Source organism: Microcoleus sp. Pol17C6, from assembly GCF_036701145.1.
Taxonomy (GTDB): Bacteria; Cyanobacteriota; Cyanobacteriia; order Cyanobacteriales; family Microcoleaceae; genus Microcoleus.
Genome location: NZ_JAUBQH010000042.1, coordinates 29130 through 40979, shown reverse-complemented (window position 1 = coordinate 40979; position 11850 = coordinate 29130). Strand labels below are relative to the sequence as shown.

Here is an 11850-nt window from a genome sequence, read left to right as displayed (position 1 = left end):
TAGATGTCACTGACGGCTGCAGAGAGCCTGTTTTTCAACCTGTACTCAACTGCCTCAAAACCAGACCGGGCTTGGGCTGTGAATTGATTTGACTGCTGAGACTTGATAGCGCCTGATTGCCTATTTACTTTTTAGCACAGCACGCCCGACTCGTCTAGGCTGATTCGACTTTAACACTCAAGCTATGTCCCAGGACGCTAAAGACTTGGCGGTAATCGAACAGTTCTAACAAATCGGCGTTGATTTTATTGTGAGCTGCTTCTTGCCGCAAAATTTTCATCGCTGCCTCTGTTCGCAGAGCTCGCTTGTAGGGGCGATCGCCTGCTGTCAGGGCGTCGTAAATATCCGCGATCGTCATCAATTGTGCTTGAATTGGAATTTCTGACTTGTTTAGACCTCGCGGATAGCCTGTGCCGTCGAGTTTTTCGTGATGTCCGTAGGCAATGTCTGGAACATTTTTTAAATCCTTTGTCCAAGGAATTTGTTTGAGAAACTCGTAAGTGTGAGTTACATGAGATTCTATTTCAGATCGTTCTTCCGGCGTCAGGTTGCCCCTCGACACCATCAATTGCAGGATCTCGTCTGGGTTCAGTAGGGGTTTCCTTGCCCCATCTATATCTCTATAAGTTTGTCGAGCAATCTCTCGCAGTTGAGCTAGGGGTTCTGCTGCCAAAATGTGAGGCTCGTTTGCCTCTAGCAGCACTTCCCAGTATTCTGCTAATCTGGTTTTCGCCTCTGCTAGCTTAGTGTCTAGCTGTTCGATTTCCTGGCATTGAGCGCAGTCTGGCTCCTGAATCGGGTGTTTTCGGTAGGCTGAATGCTCCAGCAAGTATTTATATTTAGACTGGACGCATTCCATTTCCATCGTCCGCAGAGCTAAGCCAAAGCGGTGGCGAATGATTTCTAGCTGTGCGGGGTAGAGCTTTTTCTGTTTGGTCAAAACTGCTTCGGGGACTCCGATTTTGCCAAAATCGTGCAGCAAGGCGGCGTAGCGAATTTCTTGAATTTGGCGGTTATTAAAGTAAATAGAGCGCAGTCGTCCGCTGCTGACGGTGTTTACTTCTTCTGAGAGGCGTACTGTGAGGGCTGCTACTCGTTCTGAATGGCCGTAGGTACAGGGGTCTCTGGCTTCTATGACTTGCACCGAGGCTTTGACGAAGCCCTCGAACAAATGTTCTATGCTGTCTTGGAGTTGATTGCGCTCGATCGAGATTGCTGCTTGAGAAGCGAGCGATCGAACTATCCTTTCTTCCCACTCCGAATACTGCTGCGTCGATTCCCAGGCATTCTCTGCTGTCAGCACCGTATCTGCCTTTGTTTTGCGGTTGATCAGTTGCAGTACACCGATTGTCTCCCCCTGTCGGTTTTGCATCGGCAGTACCATTACCGAGCAAGTGCGGTAATCAATATCCCTGTCAAAACTGGTATCTAGCCGATAGGGTACGCCCGGGGGTAAGTCGTAGGCATCAGACAGGTTCAAACTTAGACCTGTAATTGCCACGTATCCCGCCAAGCTTTTGTCTGTCAGTGGCAGGGCAAACTCTTTAAACGACAGTTTCGGTTTAGAAGCATTTTGGGCTACCTTGAACAGCAGCTTAGATTTGTCGTCGCTGTGATCTACTAAGTAAACGCTGCCAGCATCGCTGTATGTAATTTCCCTACTTTTGGATAAAATTAAGTTTAACAAGTCGCCCAAATCTTGGGCACTCGACAGAGCCGCGCCAATATCTAAAAGCTTTTCTATAAGATCGGTTTTTTCTGCTGCAGACTCGTTCCTGAACTCTGGCTTTTCAAATACGATCATGGTCGGATGATGGGGAATAGCCTTTTATACATTGAACGTTGGGCCTCTCGACTTTTTCACACCCGATTTTAACCCCAAGTCGATTTTTTATTTGCGAGCTTTTCTCTAGCGGGGACTTTTGTTGGGCCAACGGGCACTCTTTTAGTCGAGCGTAGAAATCTCTTGCGCTAGCGCAAAGTCTTTCTCAGTTAAGCCTCCGGCATCGTGAGTTGTCAAGTTAAGTGTAACTTTGTTGTAGGAAATTTCTATATCAGGGTGATGTGCTGCGGCTTCTGAGGGGGCGACCAACTTATTCACAAAGGCGATCGCTTCGATAAAATCTTTAAATAAACGGGTACACCGCAGTTGTTTACCTTCAACCGTCCAGCCTGACAATTGACTGGCGCGCTCTTGAATTTCAGTATTGTTAATTAGCTCAGCCATAATTTTTTTTCTTTGGGATTAGCAATGGCAGATTAACTGCCCAGGTTTAGAAACCCTTACCAAAAACTATCCGCTCTCACCAATAGTGTTTAGTCTCAAGTTTTAATACTTAAGATTTAACACTATTTGAGGTGAGAGCGGTCTAGCGGGTCTTCAGATTAGAACCTGACTGCCGGGAGAATCCCTAGCTCAGCCTGGTTCCCCGTGGAAGTCGTTTCCCGTTGGAGACGACGGCTGACTGCTAGCGAGCGGCCCCGGCGCACAGCCGGTAGTTTCCAATCTGATGACCCATGCGTTTACTACTTTCTATCATGGGCATCACCTCCAGGTTTAGCTAAATGGCTTAATATTGGAACGCACATCACCTAAATACAAGATTTAAGGTGATGATTTGTGCGCTAGCCATTGCCAGCGTTACCAGAAGAACTTGCGTTCTGAGTATCGTTCTAGTATTCACAATTATTAGAATAACACAAGGAATTAGAAGTGGGGGGATCCAAAGGGAGATTTTTGTAAGATGATGGCAAATTACTGCTGCTGGAAGGTCTTTGATCGATCTCTACAGCAATCGGGCGATCGCAGTTTCCGCCATTTGTTTATATTTTCTTCAGAATCCGGGCTGTACGGTTATTAGGCGCATGGCAACTCTGGCGGCGGGGAAAGGTCGATCAATTTCTTGCCAGATAAGAGACTTCACCACATATAAAGACACAAGTTGTTCTAGCCGCAGGCAGAGTTGGTTTTTGTACAAAATCAACTTTTTTTAGGGCGCTAATTAGATCGACTCCTGGAAACAAAAAGCTCCTGCCTGGTGGCGGGAGCTTTTTAAGCATTAAGGGTAAAGCCTAAACTGCTTTATCTTACCCTTTTAAAATGTTGGAAATTTTGATATTTCGCGCTGATTACAGAGCGTTACCGCGAGGCAGAACTTCTTCAGGGAAGATGAAGTTTTCGTGGGGTTGGTCCGTAGGAGCCATCCAAGCACGAATGCCTTCGTTAAGCAGAATGTTCTTAGTGTAGAACGTTTCAAACTCAGGATCTTCAGCAGCGCGCAATTCTTGGGATACGAAGTCATAGGCGCGCAGGTTTAATGCTAAACCGACGATGCCAATGGAGCTCATCCACAAGCCTGTGACAGGTACGAACAGCATGAAGAAGTGCAACCAGCGCTTGTTGGAGAAGGCAATTCCGAAGATTTGCGACCAAAAACGGTTGGCTGTAACCATCGAGTAGGTTTCTTCTGACTGAGTTGGGTTGAAGGCGCGGAAGGTGTTTGCGCCTTCGCCGTCTTCAAACAAGGTGTTTTCTACGGTTGCACCGTGGATGGCGCACAGCAGCGCGCCGCCCAAGATGCCTGCAACGCCCATCATGTGGAAGGGGTTGAGCGTCCAGTTGTGGAAGCCTTGCAGGAATAACAAAAAGCGGAAAATTGCTGCGACGCCGAAACTGGGGGCGAAGAACCAGCCTGATTGACCCAAGGGGTAAAGCAGGAACACCGACACAAACACGGCGATGGGGCCGGTGAATGCTAGGGCGTTGTAGGGACGGATGCCTACCAAACGGGCGATTTCAATCTGACGCAGGCAAAACCCGATCAGTGCGAAAGCGCCGTGGAGGGCTACGAATGTCCACAGCCCGCCGAGTTGGAACCAGCGGGTAAAGTCCCACTGTGCTTCGGGGCCCCACAGGAACAGCAGGGAGTGTCCGAGGCTGTTGGCTGGGGTGGAGACTGCTACGGTGAGGAAGTTGGCTCCTTCGAGGTAGGAACTTGCCAAACCGTGGGTGTACCAGGATGTGACGAAGGTGGTGCCTGTTAACCAGCCACCGATGGCTAGGTAGGCGCAGGGGAATAGCAGGATGCCAGACCAGCCTACGAAGACGAAGCGATCGCGTTTGAGCCAGTCGTCGAGTACATCAAAGATGCCTCTTTCGGTCTGGGCGCGTCCGACTGCGATTGTCATTTACGCAAATCTCCAAATGGATATAATTACAACGGATCTGTCTCTAGTCATGAGTCTTCCACCGTTGCCTCTGCTTAGCAGAAAACAAGTTGGATTATGAACAGAGTTTACTTTTCTTTACCGTATTGACGATTATAGAGGTAATTCTTTACAAGAGCAAGTTTTTATTAAAAAACTTCCGACTTTTGACTTTTGACTTGTGCGAAGTCCCCGAAGCCCTCGAAGTCCCCGAAGTCTTTGCCCTGCATTTGGGAACTTCTACTATATAGATAGGAGTCTCTGCGCTTTGCGTCAGAAGCCCGGTGGCTTGGTAGATATATCGCCCTCAACCTCTTATTTTTCTAAGAAACAGGGTTTCCGTGGGTAAGTCCTATATATATACTGAGGATAGAGCTCCAAACTTAGGTTTTTAAGACTATATGTTCAGCATTGACATCATTGTGAAGAATACGCCCGTCTCGCTGTCGGTGCAGCGGAAGTTGGAGGAGGACGCTGAGACTGTTTACCAGCAGGTACTGGCGGCGATTCGCAACTCTCAACCGCAAATTTTGGAACTCACCTGCGAGAAAAATCCTGAGAAAAAGGTGGCTGTACTCAGCAGCGAGATTTCTGGGGTGGTGGTTTCTCAGAAATCGGGGGCGTCATCTACAGGCAGATCCCCTGGTTTTGTCTCGATGACAGCAGAATGAGGGCTGGGGGTGTTGGTGCCGATATGAGCCAGTCAGCCGTTGCTGTGCGGGATTTGGATTTTTGCTGGCCGTCGGGCGATCGAGTGTTGCAAGGTTGCTCTCTGGATGTACCGAAGGGCGAGTTTTGGATGCTTTTGGGCACTAACGGCAGCGGCAAGTCTACGCTGTTGAGGCTGATGGCTGGGCTGCTGCACCCCCAGTCGGGGGAAATTGACCTCGGCGGGCGGGTGGGTTTTGTGTTCCAAAACCCGGATCACCAATTGGTGATGCCGACGGTTGGTGCGGATGTAGCTTTTGGTTTGGTGGAGGAAAAGCTTTCTAACGTTCAGGTGCGGGAGAGGGTGGCGGAGGCTTTGGAGGCTGTGAATTTGCTGGATTTGCAGCGGCGGCCGATTTATGCTTTGAGTGGGGGCCAGAAGCAGCGAATTGCCCTGGCTGGGGCGATCGCCCGTCACTGCGAAATTCTGCTGTTGGATGAACCGACGGCTTTGTTAGATCCTGATTCTCAGTTGGATTTGGTGGCGGCGGTGCAGCGGTTGGTGAAAAATCGCGGGATTACGGCTTTGTGGGTGACTCACCGTTTGGATGAGTTGAATTATTGTGATGGGGCTTTTTTGTTGGAAAAGGGCCAAGTGGTCGATCGGGGAGATCCGGCGCGTTTGAAGCAGCGGTTGATGCAAAGCCAAGATGTTTAGCTGTTAAGTAGCGGTTGAAAGCTATTTGTTAATATCAACCATTAAGTTACTAGGAAGCCTGCAGAGGAATCGTCCGCAAATAATTAGACTTTTGTTACTTATTCCAATAACATTCAGGAATAAATAGTGTTTTGATTATTTAGGAAATACTGATGAACAATTATCCTGACTTATCTTGCCAAGGATATGAGGTAATCCGCGAACTAGGACGTAATCGAGAAGGGGGACGAATTACCTGGCTTGCCTCAAATATTGATACTACTGATATAAAACAGCAAGTGGTTGTCAAGCAGTTTTGTTTTGCTCAATTTGGTTCTGACTGGTCAGCTTTTAGTGTTCATGAACGAGAGATTCAGGTTTTGCAAGGACTCAACCATCCTGGTATTCCTCGCTACTTAGGAGGGTTTTCCACGTCGGATGGTTTCTGTATGGTGCAGGAGTATATCGATGCACCATCTTTAGGAGTGTTACGCAGTTTTGAACCAGAAGAAATCAAGCAAATTGCTGTATCCGTGCTAGAGATTTTAGTTTATTTGCAAAATCGAATTCCGCCAGTCATCCATCGAGATATTAAACCAGAAAATATACTGGTGGACGATCTACTCAGGGTTTATCTGATCGATTTTGGGTTTGCGCGAATTGGCAGTCAGGAAGTATCTGGCAGTAGCGTTTTCAAGGGAACTCCCGGTTTTATTCCCCCCGAACAGTTACGGAAACCTACAGAAGCCTCTGACTTATATGGGTTGGGAGCAACCTTGATTTGTTTGCTTACAGGTACGCCCTCGACCGCACTTCAGGACTTAACGGACGAGGATGACCCCTATCTTATTCGGTTCAGCCAGCTAATTCCACGGCTAAGTTTACCATTTGTTAGCTGGTTGGAAAAGATGGTGCAACCGAGGCTAAGAGATCGCTATCCAAATGCTGTTACAGCTTTGGAAGACCTTAAATCGTTGTATGTCTTTCGAGTACCCGAAGTCAGCTTAAATACAAATTCTCTAGTTTTCCAAGCAACTCGGCTAGGTGAAAAAATCACACAAAAAATTCACTTTCGCAACTTAATGCCTGATACTTTGCTAGAGGGAAGTTGGGAAGTAGCTCCTCATCTTCAAGATCCGCCACATACTCCTGATTCCCATGCTTGGATTTCCTTCTCACCTGCTAGTTTTAAGGAGAATTTAGTAAAATGTGAAATCACGGTAGACACTTCCCTCCTTGCCGCAGATAAACATTACGAGCGTCATCTTCTTTTACATACAAATGCCTCGCCAGAAACACATGATGTAACTATCAGGGTTCAGACAGCACCTTTGCCAATTGATGTTAAGAAACCTCCCTACAAAAGCATGGCAGTATTGTTCATATTTTCAACAGTAATAACAACTATAGTCATCGGTAGTTTAGGTTGGTCTCAAACAGCTATAGGAATTATTGCTCTAGCTGTTGCCACAGTAGCAACTATTTGGGGGACAGGAGCAAACCTTGGAGTTAAAGCATGGGCTTGGATAGGGGGCGGTATAGGCCTGACTATTACGGGACTGGCGATACAGATGGCTCAAGGTTTCTCTAGTGCCTTGTTCGCGCTGATTTTTGGCGCGATCTCAGGTGCGATGCTTGGAGCGGCGTTTGGAGTTTGGGTTGATATAATTGTTATTCATCTTCTGGATCGTGACTTTGTGAGAGAAATCACACTCGATCGCTTTGTGTTAACGCTGTCAGCACTAAGCACTGTGCTGGGAATTGCTTTAGGTATGGGATTTGTAGTTGGCTTTATAAATGTCTATACTTTGCTAACCTTGGGGGGATCAGGACTCCCTCTTGCAGCTATGTTGTTGTATCCATCCCTTAAACATCGCTGGTTGATTGCCCGCTACCGTAAGTCGGAACAAAACTTGATTCAGCCGTGAGATATAGGCGACGGCATAACAACTTCACAGAAGACTATTCTAACAAAAATTCGTAGATCGTGAAGTTCACTCTAAAAGTTTCTTGGAAATTAAAATTAATTCATCGGACGATCGTGATGAGTTAGACAACAGCGGTGTAGCAGTGTTTGATACCCAATCAATCTCGGAATCCTCGATCGCGCAACCAAGCATCTGCCCAAAGTGTATCGGCTTCTGACAGCGGTGGTATGACTTCCCAGTTGCGATAATCTATCTTCAGGTCGTAACTTGCTATGTCGTAAATTTGAGTGAATAATTCCTGCAAATTGATTATAGGTTCGGTATCGCCCGATCGCAGTGGCAAAGGAAAGGCAGGCAGCGGGTTCTGCACGTTAAAAGCGTACAAATCTGCTCTGGGACGGCGATTTCCCCGACACACCAAAACGCTATAGTGGCTTTCAATGTCATTGCCAATTACTGGCATTTTTTGACCGCGCCGCAATAAATCTATTTCAATTAAATGAGTGCGACTGGATAAAATTTCTTCTCGCTTTTCTTCGTACATTTGTCGTCCTTTTCCTGTGCGCTTATTGCTAGGTGAGAGGATTTCAATCAGGGTGATTAATTCTTGGTTTCCTCTTTCTCTAATTTCTAAATAGCCTTCCCGAACCTGGTAGGGCATGGGAATATTTACTGTCAAGGGTTGTGTTGGTGGCGCTGCAACGGCTACGTTTGATGTGATTAATTCGGTTGTGGTTCTTGGCTGAATTACGTTTACATCAGGAATGCCAATTGATAAATTGTCGTCAGAGGTTTCATACATTCTCACTTCTACAGACACTAAATACTTAGGACGTAGTTGCGGAGATAATAATCTGGCAATTTCAATAATTAGCCAGTGGTGTAGGGCAGGCCAGAGTTCGGGATGCTCTAAATATGGGTCCATACCAGGAAAGGGAGATGGCATTGATGTGACTCCTTGACTTAAGTCTATTTACAGTTTAGCAATGTTGTTTTGCGAAAATTAGGGGCGATCGCACTTCCGGTCAAATAGAATAATTCCTATTTGTGGAAGGGCGATTCCCTACGGGATAGCTCCGCTTCACGCACTTTTCAACAATTAAACTTCGATCGGCAATTGTGTTTGAATTGGAACGCTGTTTTCATCCAACACAGACACCGCATTTACGAACACAATTGTATGCGGGACTGCGGGCATTAAGCGGCGCAGTGCATTCAAGTAAGATTCGGCATCGGGACGGCGGGCGAAACGGGCGACTGTTAACCGCTGACACTTGGGGAGGTGGCGAATTAGATGCCAAGGCTGAAGTCGATCGCGATATGTCGGTTGTTTTGGTATCATAGGAAAATCCTTCCCACTTTTGTGGGTGGTGAATGAAAGGCGATCGCTCTAGATTTCTCAGGTCAGGGGGCGATCGCTTATTTGATAATATTAATCTTATGATACGTTCGTATCAACTGTCAAGTGCAAGATGGGGCTAATTAGGTTGCGGGTTCGAGAACTAGCTGAGGAAAAGGGTTGGACGCTTAAAGAAGTTTCTGAGCGATCGGGCATTCCTTACAGTACGGTTAGAAGCTATGCCCATTCTCCCAAGCTGGCAACGGTAGATTACACAGCTTTAAACAAAATGGCTCGCGTGTTTGATATTGCGATCGAAGATTTAGTGGAGATTTTGGAAGAGTAGGCTGATTTTTTGCTGGGAATATGGGACGAATTAGACTGCGAGTTCGAGAATTTGCTCAAGAGAAGGGTTGGACTCTCAGGGAAGTCTCCAACAGAACAGGTATTCCATATACCACGATCGCCACCTATGCCAATTCTTCAGGTATGGCAACTGTTGACTACACAGCTTTGGACAAGATGGCTCGTGCGTTCGATATTGCGATCGAAGATTTAGTTGAGATTTTGGAACAATAAACTGATTTGTCAGCGAGAAGATGGGGTTAATTCGGTTGCGAGTTCGAGAACTAGCTGAGGAAAAGGGTTGGACGCTCAAAGAAGTCTCTGACAGAACGGGAATTCCCTACAGCACGGTTAAAAAATACGCCCAAGCTCCCAAAATGGCAACGGTGGACTATACGGCTTTGCAGAAACTTGCTGCTGTCTTCGATTTGATGGTGGAAGATTTGGTTGAGGTTTTGGAACGGTAAACTGATTTGTGATTTAGTTTTTGCACTTCTTGCAACAGTCGGTCGGGGGTTGAAACCCCCGCCTCAAAGCTCAAGTCGTCTAAAGACGACTGAAAAGGCGATCGCTCTCGGCTTTAATCCTTTTTTTGAAATTTTTAATCAATCCTTTCGTCAGTCCACTTCAGTGGACTTTCGCTGTGAGGCAGGGGTTTCAACCCCTGCCGGAATCTGGCAACAAATGCAAGATATCAGTTCGATCGCATTAATGCGGATATTGGAATTTTCCGGTTGTATACAAGAGTCAAGAGTTGTTCATTCGGCCGGAGTTATATTAATGCCAATTAATCGTCTGTCTGACATAGAAGAGAACTTGGAAGATCTGCAAGAGCAATTAGTGGGCAAGGTAAAGGCTCTAAACTTAGCACCGCAAGAAGAAAAGATCCGAATTAAACAGCAAATCCGAGAGCTACGCAAGGACATTCGGGAGCAGGAAGAGGACTATTGGCAGGTTATCGATCAGCAAACGAAAACGGTGGAAATTCCCGAACAGGAAGCTGAGATTATTGTTGCCGAGATTGTCGAAGAAGTTGGGCAAATTGAAGTGCAGGGAAAGTATTCAGATGAAGTGCTTCAGATTTTGCAGGAGATTAGGGACAGGCTGAACCAACCGGGACCGACAGCAGCCGCGAAACTTAAAGGCGTAATCTCAAGCATTCCGCCCTTTGTGGGAATTTCCTACGAGGCTGAATTGGATACAGAGAATTTTTTACAGCAGCATTTCCCAACGTTTCGGAAATGGGCTAAAGTATTAGCAAAAAAGTCCTAGACCTGGAGCGAAAAACACCGAATCCAGGTTTCACAAGTTTTTACCCACTCTACGATATTCCCTCCGAACTCGGTTCCAAAAACTTTGTCGGACGGGATGAGGAAATGCAGCAGTTGCACGGATTGTTGCAGGATGGAAGCCGCGTTGCCATTGCCGCTGCGTCGGGAATGGGCGGCATCGGCAAGACAGAATTGGCATGGCAGTATGCAGCTTTTCACCGCGACTGCAACACCTATCCAGCGGGGATTTGGTGGCTGTTTGTCCGGGACAACGATTTAGCACGGCAGGTGTTGCAAAAATCGCTGCGAATGGGAATTGAGCCGCCGGATACTCTCGACAATCTGGAGGAACGGTTGCAGTTTTGCTACGAAGAGTGGGCAAAACAAACCTCTGGGAATGCTCTGTTGGTATTGGATGATGTCATCGATTACCGCGCGGTGCAGCGGTTGCTGCCTAGAAATCCCCGCTTTAAGGTGTTGCTGACAGCGCGACAGCGACTGGAAGAAAAAACCTTGCAGCGATTGGATTTAAAGAAGCTCAGACCCTTGGATGCTTTCAAGTTACTGTATGAAGTTAGTCAGGCAGAGACTCGCATTGTTCAGGAACAGATTGTTGCTGAGAAATTGTGTGCTTGGTTGGAGTATTTGCCCTTGGGGATTGAACTGGTGGCAACCTTTCTCAAGGTAGAGCCAGATGTGTCGGTAGCAGAGTTATTGGCACAGTTGCAGCAAAAGCTGTTGCAGGATGAGGTGCTGACTCCTGTAGCGGCGGCTTTTGAGTTAAGTTGGGTGCAGTTAAATGCTGCCGAACAGCAGTTGGCGGTATTGCTGAGTGTGTTTGCTTTGGCTCCCATGCCTTGGCAGTTGGTCGAGTCAGTGGTCGTAGTTTGTAGAGAAGAAGCCCCAAAGCAAAACTGGCTGAAGAAATTGTTGGTGGTGTGGGGAAAGGTGCAAGCACCCCAGCAGTGGTGTTTGCTACTGGACGATCGGGTTTTGAGCCAGAGTCGGCGGCGTTTAGTGGAGTTGAGTTTGCTGGGGCGGGTGGAGCAAAAGCAGTATCAACTTCATGCTTTGATTCGAGAGTTTTTTGCAGCCAAATTGCAGGGATACGCCGATGCTGAGAATTTGCGGAGAAGTTTTGCGGTGGCGCTGACAGCCGTGGCGAAGACGATTCCGCAAACTGTGACGCTGGAGGTGCGGGAACGGGTGAAGGAGGCGCTGCCCCATTTGGAGGTGGTGGCAGAGCAATGGTCGCATTTGCTAGGAGATAACACTGATGCCATGTGGTCTTTCATGAGCTTAGCGCGGGTAGCCCAAGAACAGAGTTTGTGGGCAAAGGCCGAAAAGTGGTTCAAAGCTTGCCTCCAGATGACAGAGAAACGCTGGAGAACGGACCATCCCAATACAGGATTGAGT

General features: G+C 47.3%; 14 protein-coding genes. 9 read left to right on the top strand and 5 right to left on the bottom strand.

Features of this window, described 5'->3' with window-relative positions; all coding sequences use genetic code 11:
• Window positions 1-154 precede the first annotated feature (154 nt).
• The 3 genes from QUA25_RS19960 to psbD all read right to left on the bottom strand — a co-directional run bounded on the left by QUA25_RS19960 (window position 155) and on the right by psbD (window position 4188).
• The gene (locus QUA25_RS19960) at window positions 155-1804 is read right to left on the bottom strand and encodes an HD domain-containing phosphohydrolase (protein ID WP_333040792.1); all 1650 of its coding nucleotides are present in this window, start codon (window positions 1802-1804) and stop codon (window positions 155-157) included.
• A 141-nt stretch (window positions 1805-1945) separates the two neighbouring features.
• The gene (locus QUA25_RS19955) at window positions 1946-2227 is read right to left on the bottom strand and encodes a 4a-hydroxytetrahydrobiopterin dehydratase (RefSeq protein ID WP_333040790.1); all 282 of its coding nucleotides are present in this window, start codon (window positions 2225-2227) and stop codon (window positions 1946-1948) included.
• A 902-nt stretch (window positions 2228-3129) separates the two neighbouring features.
• On the bottom strand, window positions 3130-4188 hold the full coding sequence (psbD, locus tag QUA25_RS19950) for a photosystem II D2 protein (photosystem q(a) protein) (RefSeq protein WP_333040788.1): 1059 nt from the start codon (window positions 4186-4188) through the stop codon (window positions 3130-3132).
• Window positions 4189-4277: 89 nt separating this feature from the next.
• On the opposite strand from psbD, the gene QUA25_RS19945 reads away from it, so the two are divergent.
• The 4 genes from QUA25_RS19945 to QUA25_RS19930 all read left to right on the top strand — a co-directional run bounded on the left by QUA25_RS19945 (window position 4278) and on the right by QUA25_RS19930 (window position 7479).
• Window positions 4278-4457: a hypothetical protein gene (locus tag QUA25_RS19945; RefSeq protein WP_333040787.1), complete on the top strand. Its 180-nt coding sequence runs from the start codon at window positions 4278-4280 to the stop codon at window positions 4455-4457.
• A gap of 150 nt (window positions 4458-4607) precedes the next feature.
• Complete coding sequence (locus QUA25_RS19940) at window positions 4608-4877, top strand: hypothetical protein (RefSeq protein WP_190663726.1); 270 nt, start codon at window positions 4608-4610, stop codon at window positions 4875-4877.
• Between the two features lie 23 nt (window positions 4878-4900).
• Window positions 4901-5572, top strand: a complete 672-nt coding sequence (locus QUA25_RS19935; protein ID WP_333040783.1) for an ABC transporter ATP-binding protein — start codon at window positions 4901-4903, stop codon at window positions 5570-5572.
• A 152-nt stretch (window positions 5573-5724) separates the two neighbouring features.
• Entirely contained in the window at window positions 5725-7479 is a 1755-nt protein-coding gene (locus tag QUA25_RS19930; RefSeq protein WP_333040782.1) for a serine/threonine-protein kinase, read from the top strand.
• A gap of 157 nt (window positions 7480-7636) precedes the next feature.
• On the opposite strand, the gene QUA25_RS19925 is transcribed toward QUA25_RS19930, so the two are convergent.
• Window positions 7637-8425 carry a DUF4058 family protein gene (locus QUA25_RS19925; RefSeq protein ID WP_333040780.1) on the bottom strand — a complete coding sequence of 263 codons (789 nt, stop codon included), beginning with the start codon at window positions 8423-8425 and terminating at the stop codon, window positions 7637-7639.
• 153 nt (window positions 8426-8578) lie between these two features.
• Window positions 8579-8821, bottom strand: coding sequence for a hypothetical protein (locus QUA25_RS19920; RefSeq protein WP_333040777.1), 243 nt, complete (start codon window positions 8819-8821; stop codon window positions 8579-8581).
• A 130-nt stretch (window positions 8822-8951) separates the two neighbouring features.
• On the opposite strand from QUA25_RS19920, the gene QUA25_RS19915 reads away from it, so the two are divergent.
• The 5 genes from QUA25_RS19915 to QUA25_RS19895 all read left to right on the top strand — a co-directional run.
• On the top strand, window positions 8952-9164 hold the full coding sequence (locus QUA25_RS19915; RefSeq protein WP_006635455.1) for a helix-turn-helix domain-containing protein: 213 nt from the start codon (window positions 8952-8954) through the stop codon (window positions 9162-9164).
• A gap of 20 nt (window positions 9165-9184) precedes the next feature.
• Window positions 9185-9397, top strand: a complete 213-nt coding sequence (locus tag QUA25_RS19910; protein ID WP_333040774.1) for a helix-turn-helix transcriptional regulator — start codon at window positions 9185-9187, stop codon at window positions 9395-9397.
• Between the two features lie 20 nt (window positions 9398-9417).
• On the top strand, window positions 9418-9630 hold the full coding sequence (locus tag QUA25_RS19905) for a helix-turn-helix domain-containing protein (protein WP_333040772.1): 213 nt from the start codon (window positions 9418-9420) through the stop codon (window positions 9628-9630).
• 313 nt (window positions 9631-9943) lie between these two features.
• On the top strand, window positions 9944-10435 hold the full coding sequence (locus QUA25_RS19900) for a hypothetical protein (protein ID WP_333040770.1): 492 nt from the start codon (window positions 9944-9946) through the stop codon (window positions 10433-10435).
• Between the two features lie 104 nt (window positions 10436-10539).
• A partial coding sequence (locus QUA25_RS19895; RefSeq protein ID WP_333040769.1) for an NB-ARC domain-containing protein occupies window positions 10540-11850 on the top strand: 1311 nt, incomplete at its 3' end.